Source organism: Saccharothrix sp. BKS2, assembly GCF_047689505.1.
Classification (GTDB): domain Bacteria; phylum Actinomycetota; class Actinomycetes; order Mycobacteriales; family Pseudonocardiaceae; genus Actinosynnema; species Actinosynnema lopnurensis.
In genome coordinates, this window is record NZ_JAUQOL010000006.1 from 69,848 (window position 1) to 87,751 (window position 17,904).

The window sequence follows — 17,904 nt, forward strand, 5'->3', positions numbered from 1 at the left end:
ATCACCTGAACCGGATCACCTGGGCAGGGCCGAGGGCCACGGTCCCAGCTCGGGCCGCGGGCCGACGACCTCGCCCGCCAGCTCGCGGCCGGCCAGCCACGCGGTGAGGTCGGCGGGCGACCCGGTGAGCCGGAACTCCTCCCCCTCCCCGAGCACCCACTCCCGGCCGCCGCCGGACAGCACCAGCCGCACGCCGTCGGGCACGCGCGCGGCCAGGAAGCCGATGGTGTGGTCGCAGAACTCCGGCGACCACTCGACGGCGCCCAGGTCCAGGTCGCGGGCGTGGACCTCGACCTCCCGCCACACCGCCGAGGCGGTGTCGACCAGGGTGCCGCCGCGGTACCGGACCGGGGCGCCCCAGTCGCGCACGCCGGCCCACGCCGCGGCCAACCGGTCGACGGCCGCCGCGATCGCGGCCCGGTGCCGGTCGGCCGAGCGGCCCGCGCCCGCCTCGATCGCGCCGTCGCGGGCGGCCTGCCCGCCGGGGTAGACCTCGACCCCGGTCCCCTCGTGCTCGGCCTGCCGGGCCATGGCCACCGTGACGCCCTCGACGTGCGCCAGCACGTGACCGCGCGTCCAGCCCGGCAGCGCCGACGGCTCCGCCACCCCCGCGTCGGTCAGGTCCCCGATGAGCACGGCCAACCTCGCGTGGGCCGCCAGCGCGGCCTCCTGGATCGCCATGAACTCCCCCTAATGGTCACTGAGATCAAACCCGTTAGGAAACCTAGCACTAGGATCGCCCTGGTGGGACTGGCCCTGGAGTTCGCGAGCACGGTTCGGCACGACGGGCACGGCGGGCTCGTCGACGACCTGGCCACCCCCGAGGGGTTCGCCGCGTGGACCGGGGCCGAGCCGGACGAGCGGCTGCGGCAGCGCGTGGTCGAGCTGCGCTGGGCCGCGCGCACCCTCTACGCGCACGCCGCCCACGCCGGCGAACGGCTCGACGCGCCCCACCTGATGGACCTGGACCGCGCGCTCGCGCTGGTCAACGAGGCCGCCGCGCGCGTGCCCCGGACGCCGCGGCTGGAGTGGGGCGACCCGCCCCGGGTGACCTACCGCGACTCGGCCGGCGCGGGCGACCGGCTGGCCGCCGGGCTGGCGACCGCGGTGATCGAGTTCCTGGGCGGACCGGAGCGGGCGCGGCTGCGGGCCTGTCCGGCGCCCCGGTGCGTCAGGTACTTCGTCAGGGAGCACCCGCGCCAGGAGTGGTGCGGGCCCTCGTGCGGCAACCGCGCCCGGGTCAGCCGGCACTACCACCGGGGCCGCGACTAGCCCTCGTCGAAGAAGCGCCCCGGCGCGTCGAGGAACCGCCGCCACAGGCCGACCAGCTCCAGCCGCTCCCACTCGACCTCCGCCACGCCGTCCTCGTCGAGCTGGAGGACCTGCGCGCCGGGGATCGCGGCGATCACCGGCGAGTGCGTGGAGTAGACGACCTGCGCGTCACCCCGCCGGACCAGGTCGACCAGCCGGTACGCCAGCGACAGCGTGGACTCGAACGACAGCGGTCCCTCGGCCTCGTCGAGCAGGTACAGGCCGGGCTCGGTGAACCGGCCGAAGACCGCCTGGAGGTAGGACTCGCCGTGGCTGACCTCCGCGGCCGGCCGGTCGCCGTACCCCGGCATCCCCATGCCGGTCATGTACTCCAACATCCCGTGCGCGGTCTCCGCGCGCAGGAAGAACCCCTTCGCGTTGCGCCTGGTGAACCCGCTGCCCACGCCCGTGCGGTGCAGCTTCAGGGCCTCGCCCAGCACGCTGCGGCCCAGCGTCGAGCCGTACCTGCGGCCGCCGTGCCCGCCGCGCACGTCCAGCCCGTAGCTCTCCGCGATCGCCTCCAGCAGGGTGGACTTGCCCGTGCCGTTGCCGCCCATCAGCACCGTGATCGGCGAGGTGAAGCGCAGGCCGTGCCGCGCGACGTGCCGGACGGCGGGGACCGTGAACGGCCACCGCCCCGGTTCGTGGGCCGATTCCGGCACGTACACGCCCTCGATCAGCACGGCCGCCAGTCTAGGCAGCCGCGGCTCACCCCTGCGCGATGTAGGCGGTGAGCTGGTCGTGGTCGGTCTGGAGCTGGTCCATGCGGCTCTTGACCACGTCGCCGATGCTGACGATGCCGACCAGCTCGCCACCGTCGAGCACCGGCACGTGCCGGATGCGCCGCTCGGTCATCAGCACGCTGAGGCTGTCCACCGAGTCGCCCGGCGCGCAGGTGAGCACCTCGCCGGTCATGATCTCCGACACGGGGGCGCCCAGCAGGCCGCCGCCGTGCTCGTGCAGCCGGCGCACCACGTCGCGCTCGGACACGATCCCGGCCATGCCGTCCGGCCCGACCACGACCATCGCGCCCACGTTGTGCTCGGCCAGCGCGGCGAGCAGCTCCGCGACCGAGTCCGCCGTCCGCACCGTCGCCACGGTCGACCCCTTGCTCCGCAACACGTCCGCGATCCTCATGGTGCGCCTCCCGATCTCCGCCCGGACCCGGTTCCGCTACCGGGCCCAGGCTAGTTCCCCGGTGGGTCCGGGGGGAGGCCACGCGCCCGATGGGACCACCGGGTGCGCGGTCGGACCAACGCGGTCATCACGCTCGGTGTCACCCGGGTGGAGCAGCGCCGCCACCCACCGGCACCGGGCACTCCACTGTGGACCGGAACTGTCGTCCTCGCCCGGACGGGCGAGGACGACAGCGGCGCGGGGGCCGGCGTGCGCACGCCGACCCCCGCCTCACCGCTCACGGGCACGCCCGTCCCCGATCGACCACCCGACCGGGCGGGGTGCGTCAGCCCGCCTTGCGGCGGAAGACGCGGCGGCCGCCGAAGGTGTTCTGCTGCGGCCTGCCCGACGCCTGGTGCACCGAGCTGGTCTTCTGCGCGTGCCCGCGGCGTTCCCGCCGGTTCGGGACCACGGCCGGCAGGTCCTCGCGCTCGGCCGCGTCGTCCAGGTCCTCGCGCTCGGCCGCGTCGTCCTGGGGGAGTTCTTCGTTGGTCATCGGTCTACCTCCTGGGGTGAGCGGTGTCGCTGGTCAGCGACGCCGCATGGCGTACTGGCGCGGGGTGGCGACGACCCGTCCGCCGCCGAAGCGCGGTTGGGTGGCGCCCGCCCGCCGCGCGCCGCGGCGGGCGGCGCGGTTGGCGGGCACGTCGTCGTTCGGTGGTTCGTCGCGCAGGGTGGGCATGCGTACGCCTCCTCGATGTCGAGGCGTGCGAAAGACAGCGATCCGCCAGAACGGAGGGATCGCTCAAGAGCCGCTGGGGCCACCGGAGAAGAGCGCGGCACGGCCCGTGGCCGCTGCGGCGCTGGAGGAAGAAGTCCTCAGAGGTAGATCTGGAAGAACATGGTCATGACCCTAGCGCGGAACCGCCGCCGTGCCAACCGGGTTGACCGCGGTCGCGCGGCTCACTCCCGGATCTCGACGACCTCGCCGTCGATGACGTCGCCGTCCACCACGGCCGGCGCGTCCTCGCGCTCGGCGAAGAAGCGGGACGCGAAGGCTCCCGCCGCGCGCGTCGTGACCGCGTCGAACGTCCCGCCGATCACGCCGCCCACCAGCGGCACGCCCTTGGCCAGGGTCACCGTCGCCCTGGTCGTGCCGTACTTGGCCAGCAGGGTGAACCCGATGCGCTTGTTGATCTCCCGGATCAGCTGCACCGGGATCTTCTTGATCAGGCTCACGGTGAGCTTCGTGCCCGCCTTGATGCCCGCCTTCTTCAGCACCTCGGTGCCCGCGTTGCCGAGCAGGCAGATCAGGATCGCGGTCTGGACGTCCTCGCCCTCCAGGTCGTGCCCGTGCAGCGCCGCGATCGACGCGATCAGGTGAGTTTGGACCAGGTAGGCGGCGGTCAGGTTCGCGGGCAGCGTGACGGGCAGCGTGATCAGGCCGCCGACGTTCGTCGCGAACCCCTGCACGCCCGCCGCCGCGACGTGCGTCCTGATCAGGTGCTTGACCGCTTCTTCCCTGGTCAGGCCCTTGTCGAGGGACTCCATCGCCATCTGCTCGGCGCCCTTGAACGGCCCGAAGCCGTTGATGCCCACCCGGAGGAGGTGGTCCACCGCGTTCTGCTGCACCCTGCTGATCGCACCCGGTTCCTCCGCCATGCCCCCGAGGTTACGCGGCGCGGCAGCGGGTAAACGTGGCCAATGGACATGTCTTCGTTGGGAGCGCTGGTCAGGGAGCGCGGTCCGTTCGCGTCGGTCTACCTGGACGCCTCGCACGACACCGAGGACGCGGCCAAGGCGCTGGAGCTGCGCTGGCGCGGTGTGCGTGAGGAGCTGGCCCGGCAGGGCGCGGACCAGGCGACGCTGGACGCGCTGGAGGGGCCCGCGCTGGCGCCGGTCGTCGGCAAGGCGGGGCGGGCGCTCATCGCGGCGCACGGGAGGGTGCTGCTGGACCGGGTGCTGCCGCGCCCGCCGGCGCTGGTCACCGCCCGCTGGTCGACGCTGCCGCACGTGCTGCCGCTGGCCGGCTCGCTGGGACCGACCGTGCCGCACGTGGTCGTGCTGGCCGACAAGGTGGGCGCCGACGTCCACGGCTACGCCGGGCAGACCGGCGGCCAGGGCGAGGTCGCGGCCGAGGAGGTGCGGGGCGAGGAGCACCCGGTGCACAAGGTGCGCGGTGGCGGCTGGTCGCACCTGCGGATGCAGCACTCGGTCGAGGAGAACGCCAAGCGCAACGCGGCCCAGGTCGCCGAGGCCGTCGACCGGCTGGTCGGCAAGCTCAACGCGAAGCTGCTCATCCTGGGCGGCGAGGTGCAGGCGCGGACCGCGCTGTGCGAGGAGCTGACCCAGCGGTGCCGGGAGGTGCTGGTCGAGGTCGAGGGCGCGAGCCTGGCCGGCGGGTCGGACGACGAGGCGTTCGACGGCGCCGTGCAGTCGCTGGTGGCCCAGTACCAGTACAACGAGGCCCACGAGGTGGTCGAGCGGTTCACCGCCGAGTACGGCCGCGACGGCGGGCTGGCGGTGCAGGGGTTGGCACCCGTGGTCGAGGCGCTGCGCGAGGCCAACGTGGCCGCGCTGCTGGTCGCCGACCCGGCGCTGGGCGACCGCACGGTGTGGGCGGGCGACCACCCCGCCCAGGTGGCGCTGCGCGAGTCCGAGCTGAGCGGCCTGGGCATCGAGCACGTCGAGCGGCACCGCGCGGACGAGGTGCTGCCCAACGCCGCCGCGGCGACCGGCGCGCAGGTGCTCATCGCCGACGGCACGGACCTGTTCGAGGGCGTCGGCGCGATCCTGCGGCACACCTAGACCACCCGTGCCGGGGGTGAACCCGGACGAAGAGGGGGGAGCGCCACCGGGCGCTCCCCCCTCTTTTCCGCTCGCGCGGACTCAGGCCGACACGTTGGAGAGCACCACGTTCTCCGCCGCGTTGGGACCGTCGCGGTCGATCACCTTCCGGCTGCGCCGGTTGCGCTTCTCCAGCCAGGTCGCCAGCCAGGTCAGCAGCAGGCACATCGCGATGTACATCGCGCCGGCCACGATGGTCATCGGCACCAGCGGGCGACCGAACTGGCCCTGGGTGCCGAGGTACTTCACGTAGTTCAGCAGCTCCTCGTAGTTGATGATGAACCCGAGGGCGGTGTCCTTCAGGAGCACCACGAGCTGGCTGATGATCGTCGGCAGCATGGCGCGCAGCGCCTGCGGCAGCAGCACCTGCACCATGACCTGGGTCTTGCGCATGCCCAGCGCGTACGCCGCCTCGGCCTGGCCGCGCGGCAGCGAGGCCACCCCGGCCCGGAAGACCTCGGCCAGCACCGAGCCGTTGTACAGCGTCAGGCCGACCACGACCGCCATGAACTGCGAGAACCCGAACCCGGCCGAGCCGAGGCCGAAGTACAGCAGGAAGATCATGATCAGCAGCGGGATGGCGCGGAAGATCTCGACGACCACCATCGCGGGCACCCGCAGGGCCGCGTGGTCGGAGAGCCGGCCGGCCGCCAGCACCGCGCCCAGCAGCACCGCGGCGAGCGCGGCCAGGGCGAACGCCTTGAGCGTGTTGCCCAGCCGCTGGAGGAGCTCCACCTGGACCTGCTGGTACTGGACCCACTCCCACATGCGCGGCTCGAACTGGCCGCTGTCGTAGAAGCGGTACAGCACGAAGCCGATCAGCGCGAGCACCGCGGCCCCGCCGAGGACGGCGTACAGCCGGTAGCGCAGCCGGGCGCGCGGTCCGGGGACGTCGAACAGGACCGAGCTCATCGGGCCACGCTCCAGCGCTTCTCGAGGGCGCGTTGCACCAGGGTCAACGGGAACACCAGGACGACGAAGAAGAAGGCCACCCAGGACAGGCCGATGAGCATGTCGGCGCCGTCCTCGGACAGCACGTACGCGATCGAACCCGCGTCCGCCACCGAGAAGCCGGCCGCCACGGTGGTGTTCTTGAGCAGCGCGATCAGGGTGCTGACCAGCGGCGGCACCACCGAGCGCAGCGCCTGCGGCAGCACCACGTCACCCAGCGTCTGCCCGAACGTCAGCCCCAGCGCGCGGGCCGCCTCGGCCTGCCCGACCGGGACCGTGTTGATGCCCGAGCGCACCACCTCGCAGATGAACGCCGAGGTGTAGAGCGTCAGCGCCACGACCGCGCCCTTGAACGGGTCCAGCTGCACGATCCGCAGCAGCGGGTAGGCGAACGCGAAGAAGAAGAACACCAGGGTCAACGGGGTGTTGCGCACCAGTGTCACGTACGTGGCGCCGGCGGCCCGGAACACCGGGACCGGGCTGACCCGCAGCATCGCCAGCACCGTGCCGAGCACCAGCGACCCGACCGCCGAGAACAGGAACAGCTGGATCGTCGTGCCGAACGTTTTCAGGAACAGGTCGTAGTAGTTGGTAAGGACGCTCATCGGGGTTCCTCGCCGGTGGACTTCATAGGGATGGCCGGTGACCCACCCTGCGTGCGCGGGTCACCGGCCACCGTTGGTGGTGCTCAGTAGCGGTCGATCACCGGCTTCTCGGCGGGCGAGCCCGACTTGCCCAGCGTCGCCTCGTAGATCTTGTCCCAGTCGCCACCCGTGATGGCCTCTTCCAGGATGTCGTTCATCTTGTCGCGCAGCGGCTTGTCCTCCTTGGGCAGGCCGATGCCGTAGGGCTCCGCGGAGAACGTCTTGCCGACGACCCTGAACTTGTCCGACTCCTCGGCCGCGTAGCCCTTGAGGATCGCGTCGTCGGTGGTCACGGCGTCGACCGAGCCGTCGGCCAGCTTGCTGACGCACTGCGAGTAGTTCTGGAACTCGGTGATGTTCTCGAGCTCCGTGTAGTTGCCCTCCTTGATCCGCTTGATCGGCGTGGAGCCGGTCACGGAGCAGACCTTCTTGCCCTTGAGGGTCTCGGGGCCGGTGATGGAGGTGTCCTCCTTGCGGACCAGCAGGTCCTGCCCGGCGGTGAAGTACGGGCCCGCGAAGCCGATCTTCTGCTTGCGGTCGTCGTTGATCGTGTAGGTGCCGACGTAGTAGTCGATGTCACCGTTGATGATCGCCTGCTCGCGACCCTGCGAGGCGATCGCCTTGTACTCGATCTTGGTCTCGTCGAAGCCGAGCTTGGCGGCGACCAGGCGGGCGATGTCGATGTCGAACCCGCTGTACTTGCCGGTCGTGGCGTCCTTCTGACCGAGGAAGGGCTGGTCCTCCTTGACGCCGATGATGACCTTGCCGCGGCTCTTCATCCGCTCGAACGTGGTCGAGCCGTCGACCGTCACGTCGGCGGCGGCCTGCTGGGAGGGGGCCGCGCCCGCGTCCGTGTGGCTCCCCTCCTTGCCGCACGCGGTCAGGGCGAGGCCGCCGGCCAGCAGCGCTACCGCAAGGGTGCGAACCCTCATCGTCTTTCTCCTGCTCTTCTTCGGGTCGTGCGGCGCCAGGCTCAGCGCCGCGGTCTGGGGACTTCAGTGGGTCAGGATCTTGCCAAGGAAGTCCTTCGCGCGGTTGGACTTCGGCGCGGAGAAGAAGTTCTCCGGCGTCGAGTCCTCGACGACCTCACCGTCGGCCATGAAGATCACGCGGTCCGCGGCCTTGCGGGCGAAGCCCATCTCGTGGGTCACCACGAGCATGGTCATGCCCTCCTTGGCCAGCGTGGTCATCACGTCCAGCACCTCCTGGACCATCTCCGGGTCCAGGGCGGAGGTGGGCTCGTCGAACAGCATCACCTTGGGCCGCATCGCCAGGGCGCGGGCGATCGCCGCGCGCTGCTGCTGGCCGCCCGACAGCTGGGCGGGGAACTTCTCCGCCTGGTTCGCGATGCCGACCCGCTCCAGCAGCTCCATGCCCTCCTTGCGGGCCTGGGCCGCCGGCACCTTGCGGACCTTCACCGGCGCGAGCACGACGTTGTCGACGATGCTCTTGTGGGCGAACAGGTTGAACGACTGGAAGACCATGCCCACGTCGGCGCGCAGCCGGGCCAGCTCCCTGCCCTCGGCGGGCAGCGGCTGGCCGTCGACCTCGATGGTGCCGGAGTTGATCGGCTCCAAGCGGTTGATCGTGCGGCACAGCGTGGACTTGCCGGAGCCCGACGGACCCAGCACCACGACCACCTGCCCCTTCGGCACCTCCAGGTCGACGCCCTTGAGGACGTGCAGGGGTCCGAAGAACTTGTCCACGCCCACCATCCGGATCATCGGCGGAGCAGGAGTGGCGGCGGTCATCAGTCCTCCAGTTGGGGGTTCCTGAGCGATGGCGGAAACCTAGGTGTGAAGCACCACACCAGTCCAGGCGGTTGAGCAAGACTTAGGGTCTCAACTCTGTCACAGGCCGGCGACATTATCGGGAGGCACCACGGTGCGCGTGCTGTTGGTCGAGGACGACGACCGGGTGGCGGAAGCGCTGGTACCGGCGTTGACCCGACGCGGGTTCACCGTCGATCGCCAGGCGACCGGTCGGGGGACCCTCGATCGACTGGCGGGGGTCGACGTGGTGCTGCTGGACCTGGGCCTGCCCGATGTGGACGGAGTCACCCTGTGCCGGCACATCCGGGCCGCCAGCGACGTGGCGATCATCGTGGTGTCGGCCCGCGGCGAGATCGACGACCGCATCCTGGGCCTGCACGCCGGGGCGGACGACTACCTGGTCAAGCCCTACGACGTGGGCGAGCTGGTGGCGCGGGTGCACGCGGTGCGGCGGCGGCGCGGCGACCCGGTCGGGGTCGGCGGCACGGGCACCCAGGTGTTCGAGGTGGCGGACGTGCGGGTCGACCTGGGCCGGCACGAGGTCACCGTGGCGGGCGAACCCGTGACCCTGTCGCGCAAGGAGTTCCAGGTGTTGGCGCTGGTCATGGCCGCGGGTGGCGCGGTGTGCACGCGGGAGCGCATCCTGGCGGAGGTGTGGGGACGCACCTGGGCGGGGGCCAACCGGACCCTGGACGTGCACGTGGCGACGCTGCGCACCAAGCTCGGGCGTCCGGCGTTGTTGGAGACGGTGCGCGGGGTCGGGTACCGGTTGAGCGGGGGCTGAGTGCGGTCGCGGCTGCTGGGGATCGTGGTGACGCTGGTCGTGCTCGTGCTGCTGGGCATGGGCGTGCCGCTGGGGCGCGGCATCGCCCAGGCCGAGCAGCAGGAGATGTTCCTGGACCGGCTGACGGACACCACGCGGTTCGCGTCGGTGGCGCAGCGGCCGTTCATCGACGACCAGCCCACGGTGCTGCGGGGCGAGCTGGAGCGGTACCAGGAGCTGTACGGCATCCGGGTGGCGCTGCTGGGCCGGGACGGGCGGGTGGTGGCGCAGTCCGGGCCGGTGGACCTGGCCCCGCCCGAGGTCGCGGACCTGGTCAACGGGGCGCTGGCCGGGCGGCAGCCCAGCGCGCCCGAGCTGATCATGCCGTGGGACTCCACCGAGCTGGTGCTCGCCGAGCCGGTGCTGGAGGCGGGCGAGGTGCGCGGGGCCGTGGTGACGTTCTCGCCGACCTGGAAGACCCGCTCCGAGGTGCTGGTGTGGTGGGCGGTGCTGCTGGCGGCCAGCCTGCTGGTGCTCGTCGCGGCGGTGTTCGCGGCGTTGCCGCTGGTCGGGTGGATGCTGCGGCCGGTTCGGCGGCTGGACGACGCCACCGGCGAGCTGCTGTCGGCGGTGGTGTCGGGGCAGCCGGTGGAGCCGGTGGGCTCCTCGTCCGGGCCGCCCGAGCTGCGGCGGCTGTCGCGGTCGTTCGACCAGATGGCGGCCAACGTCGGCGACGTGCTCGCGGCGCAGCGGGCGTTCGTGGCCGACGCCTCCCACCAGCTGCGCAACCCGCTGACCGCGTTGAAGCTGCGCCTGTCGAACCTGGAGGACCACGTGGTCGGCGAGGGCGTGGCGCACCAGGTCGCCGCGCTGGACGAGGCCAACCGGCTGAACCGGATCCTGGACGAGCTGCTGACCATGGCGCGGGCGGGCGCGTCGTCGGTGGACCCGGTGCGGGTGGACGTGGACCGGGTGGTGGCGGGGCGGCTGTCGGCGTGGCAGCCGGCCGCGGCGGCGCGGGAGGTGCACCTGGTGCTCGACGGCGAGCCGGGCGGCGCCGCGCTGGCGCCGCCCAGGGGCGTGGAGACGATCCTGGACGCGCTGCTGGACAACGCGCTGAAGTTCACCTCCGACGGCACGCTGGTGCACGTCGACGTGCGGCGGCGGGACGGCGTGGTGCGGCTGTCGGTGCGCGACGAGGGGCCGGGGCTCGACGCCGAGGAGCTGGAGCGGGCCACCGACCGGTTCTGGCGCAGCCCGGCGCACCAGAACGTGCAGGGCTCCGGGCTGGGGCTGGCGCTGGCGCGGCAGGTCGTGGAGCGGGTGGGCGGCTCGATCCGGCTGGAGTCGCCGGAGGGCGCCGGGCTCACCGTGACGGTCGAGTTCCCCGCCGCGTGAGGCGGTGCCCACCCGTCAGCTGACGAGCAGCGCCACGAGCAGCGCGCCGGCCGCGGCGATGACCACGAGCAGGGCGACGCGCAGCCCCGTGCTGCCCGGGAGCCGGTCCCGGCGCACGATGCCCAGCACGAAGGCCAGGGCGAGGAAGGCCAGGCCGATGAGGATGGCGGTGTTCTGGGACAAGGTCGGTGCTCCTCGGTTCGCGGGGTGGGTGGTGCGGCGGGCGCGGGGTGGTGCGGTCGCGGCCGACCGCACCACCCCGCGCCCGTGAGCGTCGTGCGGGTGATCAGTGGCAGACCTGCTCCACGTTCGTCACGCGGGGCGGCACGTAGCCGATGGTCACCTCCAGGTCGCAGTTGTCCTTGACCGCGTACTCCTTGATGGCCTCGAAGACGATCTCGCCGATCACGGCGCCGCCGATGGCGCACAGCGCCGCGCCCGGACCGGAACCGGAGCAGATCAGCGCGCCCAGCAGACCGCCCGCCGCGACGCCGCCGCCGGACAGGATGATCCGCTGGTCCTTCGGGTTCAGCGTGATCGTGGCGGAGGTCAGGCCGAAGTCGATGCTCGGGTCCGCCACCACCGGGTAGGCCGCGCCGCCGTGCTCCACCCGCTGGACCAGCACGGAGCCCTCCACCCGGTAGCGGGTCGGGACGGCGGCGCCGGTGGCGTCGAACGCCCACGGCTTGTTGATCGACGCCACGACCCGGCCGGCCGGGTCGACCACGTCGACCGACCCGTTCGCCCGCGGCAGCGGCGCCGAGCCCTCGGGCAGGCTCAGGGCGAAGCGGAACTCCTCGGGCGCCCGGCCGTCCTTGAGCACCGTGGTCAGGCGCAGGCCCGAACCGGTGCGCTCCACCCCGGCGTCGGTGGCCGGCAGCGCGTCCCGGAACACCGTCCGCCCGTCGCCGGCGCGCCCCGCCGCCGGGGAGGCGCCGACCAGGGCCGCGCCGATGCTGCGCCCCCGGCGGTCGGTCAGGGTGGTGCGGTCGTCGGCCTCGTCGGCCAGGTCCGCCGTCGCGGTGGTCCACGCGCGCACCCGCTCCGCGCCGGTCACCCGCTCCACGGCCGCCTCGATGACCGCGTTCGGGTCCGGCGCGGCCCCCGCCCCCGCCACCGCCGGCACCGCGCCGGCCACCGCCACGGCGATCAGCACCGCCGCCACCTTCGATTTCACGTTCACCACGAATTCCCCCCTGAAATAGTGGTTCGGAAACGACACCGGACTACGCGCACGGCACCAGGGCGACCAGGTCGGCCAATTGCCGGGCCACCCCGCCGATCTGCCTGACCACTCCCGCGCTCGGGTCGCGTTCGAGTTGCGCCCGCAGGTCCTTCAACTGCGAGACCAGCGCGTCGTAAACGGGCAGCAGGAGCACCGGAACCCCCGTGCGGATCTCCTCCAGCGTCTCGATGACCACGTCGACGCGGTCCTTCACCGCGCCGGGGTCCGAGGTCGCCGCGAGCTCGCGCAGCGACGACTCCAACTCGTCCAGCGCCGCGCACGGCAGCAGTTCCTGGGCCGCGACCTGCGGCGACACCGGTTCTTGGGCGGCCGCGACACCGGCCGGGCCACCCAGCGCGGCCGGCCGAAATTCACACTGGGACGATCAGGTGATACCGGATTTCACCGGCGGGCCGGGCTCAGACCTTGACGTCCCGGTAGTAGCGCATGGCGCCGGGGTGCAGCGGCACGGGCGTGGTCTCGATCGCCGAGCGGACCTCGATCGACCGGGCCACCGGGCTCGCCGAGACCAGCGCCGGCTGGGCCTGGAACAACCCCCTGAGCAGGGCTTCCACCACGTCGTCCGGCACCGTGTCGTTGACCAGCAGGAAGTTGCGCACGACCAGGGTGACCACCGGTCCGCCGTCGAGGAGGTTCCCCGCCGGGTCCCCGTCGAGCCGGTAGGCCGAGGCGGGCAGCGTGGCCGTGCCGTAGACCGGGAACCTCTCGCGCAGGGCGGGCAGGGTGTCGCTCAGGTCGAGCATCCGCATCCGCACCGTCGTGGCGAGGTCGGTCACCGCGTCGGTCGGCACGCCGCCGGACCAGAAGAACGCGTCCAGCGTGCCGTTGCGGATGGCGTCGACGCTGGGCTGGAGACCGAGCGACTGGACCTTCAGCCGGTCCGTCATGCCCGCCTCCGCCAGCAGTCGCCTCGCGATCACCTGCACGCCCGAGTCCGGCGCGCCCAGGCTCACCCGCAGGCCCTCCAGCTGGGCCAGCTCGGTCACCGGCAGGTCGGCCCGCACCAGCAGCTGGAGGTAGTCGTCGTGCATCCTGGCCAGCGCGAACACCCGGTGCCCGGTGTCGCCCCGCTCCAGGTCGGCCGCGTCCGCCGCCGAGAAACCCACCTGGGCCTCGTCGGTGCGCAGCAGCCGGAGGTTGTCCACCGACCCGGAGGTCTTCTCCACCTCGGGCGGCGCGACGCCCGGCGACCTGGTCCACGCCTCGGCCAGGGCCGTGCTCAGCTTGTGGTAGACGCCACCCTCGTTGCCCGCGGCGATGGTCAGCCGGACGTGCCCGAAGTCGTCGGCGCACCCGGTCAGCGCCGTGGCGGCCAGGGCCAAGAGCACCCCGACCGCGCGCAACCTCCGCAGCCCTACCGACACCTGCGCATCGTCGCACGTCCAGGCTCTACCCTGGGAGTCGACGGAAGGACGAGGTGCAGTGACCCGCAGTTACCAGATCCGCACGTTCGGTTGTCAGATGAACGTGCACGACTCCGAGCGCCTGGCCGGCCTGCTGGAGGACGCGGGCTACGCGCCCGCCGAGGGCGAAGCGACGCCGGACGTGGTCGTGTTCAACACCTGCGCGGTCCGGGAGAACGCCGACAACAAGCTCTACGGCACGCTCGGCCACCTCGCGCCCGCCAAGTCCGCGAACCCCGGGATGCAGATCGCGGTCGGCGGCTGCCTGGCCCAGAAGGACCAGGGCGAGATCGTCAAGCGCGCCCCGTGGGTGGACGTGGTGTTCGGCACGCACAACATCGGCTCGCTGCCGGTCCTGCTGGAGCGCGCCCGCCACAACCGCGAGGCCCAGGTCGAGATCCTCGACGCCCTGGAGACCTTCCCCTCGACGCTGCCCGCGCGCCGCGACTCGGCCTACTCGGGCTGGGTGTCGATCTCCGTCGGCTGCAACAACACCTGCACGTTCTGCATCGTCCCGTCGCTGCGCGGCAAGGAGCGCGACCGCCGACCCGGCGACGTGCTGGCCGAGGTCCAGGCCCTGGTGGACGAGGGCGTGCTGGAGGTCACCCTCCTGGGTCAGAACGTCAACTCCTACGGCGTGGAGTTCGGCGACCGGTACGCGTTCGGCAAGCTGCTGCGCGCCACCGGCGCGGTCGACGGCCTGGAGCGCGTCCGGTTCACCTCGCCGCACCCGAAGGACTTCACCTCCGACGTGATCGCGGCGATGGCCGAGACGCCCGCGGTGTGCCACCAGCTGCACATGCCGCTCCAGTCGGGCTCGGACCGCGTGCTCAAGGCGATGCGCCGGTCGTACCGGACCGCGAAGTACCTGTCCATCCTGGACGAGGTGCGCGCGGCCATGCCGGACGCGGCCATCACCACCGACATCATCGTCGGCTTCCCCGGCGAGACCGAGGAGGACTTCCTGGCCACCCTGGACGTCGTCCGGCGGGCCCGCTTCTCCTCCGCGTTCACCTTCCAGTACTCCAAGCGCCCCGGCACGCCCGCCGCCGACCTGCCGGACCAGCTGCCCAAGCAGGTCGTGCAGGAGCGCTACGACCGGCTGGTGGCGCTGGTCAACGAGATCGCCCACGAGGAGAACCTCCGCCAGGTCGGCCGCCGGGTCGAACTGCTGGTCGCGGCCGGCGAGGGCCGCAAGGACAGCGAGACCAACCGGATGACCGGCCGCGCCCGCGACGGCCGCCTGGTGCACTTCACCCCCGGTGCCGCGCGCGTGCGCCCCGGCGACGTGGTGGAGACCACCGTCACCTACGGCGCGCCGCACAACCTCATCGCGGACGGCCCGCTGCTGTCGCACCGGCGCACGAAGGCGGGTGACCGGTCCGAGGCGGGCGTGAAGCCGAAGACCCCGGGCGTGACGCTGGGCCTGCCGTCGTTCGGCGAACCGGCCCCGCTGCCCGCGGCCGTCGGCGGGTGCGCGGTCCGATGAGCGACGAGCACGACGACCTCGCCGGCCTGCGCGAGGAGATCGACGGCGTGGGCCGCACGGCCGCCAAGCGCTTCGACCCGGGCGCGGGCGCCCTCACCATCGCGATCGCGGCCCTGGCCGTCCTGATCTCCCTGGTCCTCCCCTGGACCGAGGGCCGCCAGGGCTTCTCGATCCTCTTCGGCGACGCCCAGGCCCTGCCGAAGTTCTTCTCCTGGGCGGCCGTGCTCACCGGCGTCCTGCTCCCGGCCGTCACCCTGGCGACCCGCCGCTGGACCCTGGCCTGGGTCTGCGCCCTGACCTCGTTCGCCACGAGCATCGCCGGCGTCCTGTCCATCTGGACCACCCAGACCACCACCAGCCACACCCCGGGCCCGGGTCCGGGCTTCGGCCTGGTCGTGGCCGCCATCGCCGCGGTGGTCCTCCTGATCAAGTGGCTCCAGATAGCAGCCTCCCGCCCCCCACTCCCCTAACCCCACGCGAGTCGTACCTCCAGACCCCGCGAGTCGTACCTCCAGAACGCGCGAGTCGTACGTTCAGGACCACCGTGTCGTACGTTCAGGACCCCCGAATTCGTCATTCGCGCACCCCTCGGCCACGGCTCCGGGGTACCTGAACGCTGAACTCGGGGGTCCTGGACGTACGACACGCGAGGTCTGGACGTACGACTCGCGAAGAGGTGAGGGGCGGGCCCTGGTGGGCCCGCCCCTCGTTCGAGCCAGGTGGTCAGCGGCTGGCCACGGCCTGTTCGGCGGCTGCCAGCCACTCGCGCCACTGCTGGGCCTGGGCCTCGGCCTGCTCGGCGCGGCGCTTGTCGCCGGACGAGCGCGCCTTCGCGGCCTGGGCCTCGAACTGCTCCACCCGCTCGCGGAACTGGGCCACGCGGGCCTCGGCCTCGGGGTCGGACCGGCGCCACTGGGCGTCGACCGCGCCGCGGACCCGCTCCTCGATCGTCCGCAGCTTGCCCTCCAGGTCGCGGACCCGCTCGCGCGGCACCTTGCCGATCGCGTCCCACCGCTCCTGGATGCGGTACAGCTGCTGCCGCGCCGTCTCCAGGTCCAGCGACGGGTCGATCCGCTCGGCCTCCGCCAGCAGCTCCTCCTTCAGCTTCGCGTTGGCCGAGAACTCGGCGTCACGCTCGTTGAACGCCTCGGAGCGGCGGGCGAAGAACGCGTCCTGCGCGGCCCGGAACCGCTGCCACAGCGCGTCGTCGGCCTCCTTGGGCGCACGCCCGGCGGCCTTCCACTCGACCATCAGGTCCTTGTACCGACCGGCCGTGGGACCCCAGTCGTCCGACTCGACGAGCTTCTCGGCCTCGTCGACCAGCTCCTGCTTGCGGTTCTTGGCCACGCCCCGCTGCCGGTCCAGGTCCGCGAAGTGCGAGCCCCGCCGCCGGTTGAACGCGTCCCGGGCCTTGGAGAACCGGCGCCACAGCTGCTCGTCGGTCTTGCGGTCCACGCCCCGGATGGTCTTCCACTCGTCCAGGATGGTCCGCAGCCGGTCACCGGCCGACTTCCACTGCGTGGACTCGTTGGCCAGCACCTCGGCCTCCTCGACCAGCGCCTGCTTGCGCGCGGCGGCCGCGGCCCGGGCCTCGTCCTTGGCGATCTTCGCCGCCTCCAGGCCCTGCTCGGCCAGCGCCAGCACGTACTCGACGCGCGTGGCCAGCGCCGCGAGGTCGCCGACCGCCGCCGCCTCGGGCAGGCTCTCCTGGACGTGCTTCGCGCTGGTCATCGCGTGCTTCGGGTCACCGGCACCGGAGGTCAGCCGGGTGACCAGCAGCTCCACCTCGGTGCGGATGTCGTCGAACCTGCGCGCGAAGTGCGCCAGCCCCTCGACGGGCTCACCCGCCTGCCAGGACCCGACGACGCGCTCGCCGTCGGCCGTCTTGACGTAGACGGTGCCGTCCTCGTCCACGCGCCCCCAGCGGTCAGGGTGGTCCGACGCCACGGGGACCGTGGGTGGCGCCGTAACCGGCTTCGATGCCACCTGGGTCTCCTCGACCACCGCCCCCGCCCCACTGTCGCCAGTGGTCCCCGGTGTCGTCTCGTGCTCCGTCATCGCCGGCTTCCTCCTCGCCTGCCCACTTCGTGGTGCCCGTGCCGACCACGGGCGCCCCGCCGATGGCGGGGCCCAGCACCCGGGTGCCGCTCGACCCGTCTCAGGGGTCGCCGGTACCTCGCGCGCATTCAAACAGGTCAAGGCTCGCATCGGTACCGGTGGTGGCCGATGAGTAGCGTGGGTTGCCATGTTCTCGCGACTAGCGGTCGTGCCGCACCCCCCGCTGCTGGTGCCCGAGTTGGTGTCGGGAGCGGTCCCGGAGGCCGAGCAGGTGCGCGCCGAGTGCCTGGCCGCCGCCCGTGACCTGGCCGCGCACGCGCCCGACTGGGTGGCCGTCGGCGTGCACCCGTCCGGTCCGCGCACCCTCGACGGCGTGGCGGGCACCTTCGCCGGCTTCGGGGTGGACGTTCGGGTGGCCCTGACCGAAGACACCGCAGACACCGCAGACACCGGAAAAGCCGTGGACCCCGACCTGCCGCTGCCCGCCCTGGTCGCGGGCTGGCTGCGGCAGCGGGCGGGCGCGCGGCGGGTGCGCGTGCACCTCGTGCCGCCGGACCTGCCGCCCGCCGAGTGCCTCGCGCTGGGCGCCCGGCTGGCCGACGAGGCGCGGCCCGGCCAGGCGCTGCTCGTGCTGGGCGACGGCTCCCACCGGCACGGCGAGCTGGCCGTGGGCAGGCCGGACGAGCGGGCCGGCGCGTTCGACGAGGACGTGCGCCGAGCGCTGGCCGCCGCGGACGTGGACGCGCTGCGCGCGCTCGACCCCGACCTGGCCGCGGAGCTGGGCGCGGACGGGCGGGCCGCGTGGCAGGTCGCGGCGGGGGTGCCGGGCGCGTGGCGGTGCGCGCGGTCGGCGTTCCTGGCGCCCTTCGGCGTCGGCTACCACTGCGCCGTCTGGGAGGCTTGACC

General features: G+C 72.7%; 22 protein-coding genes. 7 read left to right on the forward strand and 15 right to left on the reverse strand.

Translation table 11 applies throughout. The annotated features are described in order from the left end of the window. Positions 1 to 15: 15 nt before the first annotated feature. Positions 16 to 681, reverse strand: coding sequence for a maleylpyruvate isomerase family mycothiol-dependent enzyme (locus tag Q5530_RS13840; protein WP_415362590.1), 666 nt, complete (start codon positions 679 to 681; stop codon positions 16 to 18). Between the two features lie 63 nt (positions 682 to 744). Between Q5530_RS13840 and Q5530_RS13845 the strand changes: the two genes are divergently transcribed. Beyond that, a complete protein-coding gene (locus Q5530_RS13845) occupies positions 745 to 1,272 on the forward strand; it encodes a CGNR zinc finger domain-containing protein (protein ID WP_415362591.1) in 528 nt (175 codons plus the stop codon). On the opposite strand, the gene Q5530_RS13850 is transcribed toward Q5530_RS13845, so the two are convergent. The 5 genes from Q5530_RS13850 to Q5530_RS13870 all read right to left on the reverse strand — a co-directional run bounded on the left by Q5530_RS13850 (position 1,269) and on the right by Q5530_RS13870 (position 4,089). Further along, positions 1,269 to 1,994 (reverse strand): ATP-binding cassette domain-containing protein, encoded by a 726-nt coding sequence (locus tag Q5530_RS13850; RefSeq protein ID WP_415362592.1) that lies wholly within the window; start codon positions 1,992 to 1,994, stop codon positions 1,269 to 1,271. The genes Q5530_RS13845 and Q5530_RS13850 overlap by 4 nt on opposite strands. Positions 1,995 to 2,019: 25 nt before the next feature. Then, entirely contained in the window at positions 2,020 to 2,448 is a 429-nt protein-coding gene (locus Q5530_RS13855; protein WP_415362593.1) for a CBS domain-containing protein, read from the reverse strand. Positions 2,449 to 2,773: 325 nt separating this feature from the next. Then, a complete protein-coding gene (locus tag Q5530_RS13860; protein WP_415362594.1) occupies positions 2,774 to 2,983 on the reverse strand; it encodes a hypothetical protein in 210 nt (69 codons plus the stop codon). A gap of 33 nt (positions 2,984 to 3,016) precedes the next feature. After that, a complete protein-coding gene (locus Q5530_RS13865) occupies positions 3,017 to 3,169 on the reverse strand; it encodes a hypothetical protein (protein ID WP_415362595.1) in 153 nt (50 codons plus the stop codon). A gap of 221 nt (positions 3,170 to 3,390) precedes the next feature. After that, on the reverse strand, positions 3,391 to 4,089 hold the full coding sequence (locus Q5530_RS13870; protein WP_415362596.1) for an EcsC family protein: 699 nt from the start codon (positions 4,087 to 4,089) through the stop codon (positions 3,391 to 3,393). A gap of 48 nt (positions 4,090 to 4,137) precedes the next feature. Here Q5530_RS13870 and Q5530_RS13875 point away from each other — a divergent pair, with 48 nt between their 5' ends. Beyond that, positions 4,138 to 5,235, forward strand: a complete 1,098-nt coding sequence (locus Q5530_RS13875; RefSeq protein WP_415362597.1) for a Vms1/Ankzf1 family peptidyl-tRNA hydrolase — start codon at positions 4,138 to 4,140, stop codon at positions 5,233 to 5,235. Positions 5,236 to 5,316: 81 nt separating this feature from the next. On the opposite strand, the gene Q5530_RS13880 is transcribed toward Q5530_RS13875, so the two are convergent. From Q5530_RS13880 to Q5530_RS13895, 4 genes are all read right to left on the reverse strand, one after another. After that, the gene (locus Q5530_RS13880) at positions 5,317 to 6,186 is read right to left on the reverse strand and encodes an amino acid ABC transporter permease (protein WP_415362598.1); all 870 of its coding nucleotides are present in this window, start codon (positions 6,184 to 6,186) and stop codon (positions 5,317 to 5,319) included. Beyond that, complete coding sequence (locus tag Q5530_RS13885; protein ID WP_380636360.1) at positions 6,183 to 6,830, reverse strand: amino acid ABC transporter permease; 648 nt, start codon at positions 6,828 to 6,830, stop codon at positions 6,183 to 6,185. Before Q5530_RS13885 ends, Q5530_RS13880 begins: the two co-directional genes overlap by 4 nt. A gap of 83 nt (positions 6,831 to 6,913) precedes the next feature. Then, positions 6,914 to 7,801 (reverse strand): glutamate ABC transporter substrate-binding protein, encoded by an 888-nt coding sequence (locus Q5530_RS13890; protein WP_415362599.1) that lies wholly within the window; start codon positions 7,799 to 7,801, stop codon positions 6,914 to 6,916. A 63-nt stretch (positions 7,802 to 7,864) separates the two neighbouring features. Next, entirely contained in the window at positions 7,865 to 8,593 is a 729-nt protein-coding gene (locus tag Q5530_RS13895; RefSeq protein ID WP_415363054.1) for an amino acid ABC transporter ATP-binding protein, read from the reverse strand. Between the two features lie 160 nt (positions 8,594 to 8,753). On the opposite strand from Q5530_RS13895, the gene Q5530_RS13900 reads away from it, so the two are divergent. After that, complete coding sequence (locus Q5530_RS13900) at positions 8,754 to 9,425, forward strand: response regulator transcription factor (protein WP_380636356.1); 672 nt, start codon at positions 8,754 to 8,756, stop codon at positions 9,423 to 9,425. Next, a complete protein-coding gene (locus Q5530_RS13905; RefSeq protein ID WP_415362600.1) occupies positions 9,426 to 10,802 on the forward strand; it encodes a sensor histidine kinase in 1,377 nt (458 codons plus the stop codon). Positions 10,803 to 10,817: 15 nt separating this feature from the next. Here the strand turns inward: Q5530_RS13905 and Q5530_RS13910 are convergent, their stop codons facing one another. The 4 genes from Q5530_RS13910 to Q5530_RS13925 all read right to left on the reverse strand — a co-directional run bounded on the left by Q5530_RS13910 (position 10,818) and on the right by Q5530_RS13925 (position 13,412). Beyond that, a complete protein-coding gene (locus tag Q5530_RS13910; RefSeq protein ID WP_415362601.1) occupies positions 10,818 to 10,985 on the reverse strand; it encodes a hypothetical protein in 168 nt (55 codons plus the stop codon). Positions 10,986 to 11,088: 103 nt separating this feature from the next. Further along, positions 11,089 to 11,985 carry a hypothetical protein gene (locus Q5530_RS13915; RefSeq protein ID WP_415362602.1) on the reverse strand — a complete coding sequence of 299 codons (897 nt, stop codon included), beginning with the start codon at positions 11,983 to 11,985 and terminating at the stop codon, positions 11,089 to 11,091. Between the two features lie 43 nt (positions 11,986 to 12,028). Further along, entirely contained in the window at positions 12,029 to 12,343 is a 315-nt protein-coding gene (locus tag Q5530_RS13920; protein ID WP_415362603.1) for a hypothetical protein, read from the reverse strand. Between the two features lie 103 nt (positions 12,344 to 12,446). Beyond that, on the reverse strand, positions 12,447 to 13,412 hold the full coding sequence (locus tag Q5530_RS13925; RefSeq protein ID WP_415362604.1) for a TAXI family TRAP transporter solute-binding subunit: 966 nt from the start codon (positions 13,410 to 13,412) through the stop codon (positions 12,447 to 12,449). 58 nt (positions 13,413 to 13,470) lie between these two features. On the opposite strand from Q5530_RS13925, the gene miaB reads away from it, so the two are divergent. Together miaB and Q5530_RS13935 are read left to right on the forward strand one after the other, a co-directional pair. Then, the gene (miaB, locus tag Q5530_RS13930) at positions 13,471 to 14,940 is read left to right on the forward strand and encodes a tRNA (N6-isopentenyl adenosine(37)-C2)-methylthiotransferase MiaB (RefSeq protein ID WP_415362605.1); all 1,470 of its coding nucleotides are present in this window, start codon (positions 13,471 to 13,473) and stop codon (positions 14,938 to 14,940) included. After that, complete coding sequence (locus tag Q5530_RS13935) at positions 14,937 to 15,410, forward strand: hypothetical protein (protein WP_415362606.1); 474 nt, start codon at positions 14,937 to 14,939, stop codon at positions 15,408 to 15,410. The genes miaB and Q5530_RS13935 overlap by 4 nt, the downstream gene beginning before the upstream one ends. Before the next feature lie 253 nt (positions 15,411 to 15,663). Here Q5530_RS13935 and Q5530_RS13940 read toward each other — a convergent pair whose 3' ends face one another. Continuing rightward, the gene (locus Q5530_RS13940) at positions 15,664 to 16,998 is read right to left on the reverse strand and encodes a DUF349 domain-containing protein (protein WP_415362607.1); all 1,335 of its coding nucleotides are present in this window, start codon (positions 16,996 to 16,998) and stop codon (positions 15,664 to 15,666) included. Positions 16,999 to 17,185: 187 nt separating this feature from the next. Here Q5530_RS13940 and Q5530_RS13945 point away from each other — a divergent pair, with 187 nt between their 5' ends. After that, positions 17,186 to 17,902, forward strand: coding sequence for a class III extradiol dioxygenase subunit B-like domain-containing protein (locus Q5530_RS13945; RefSeq protein WP_415362608.1), 717 nt, complete (start codon positions 17,186 to 17,188; stop codon positions 17,900 to 17,902). Positions 17,903 to 17,904 lie beyond the last annotated feature (2 nt).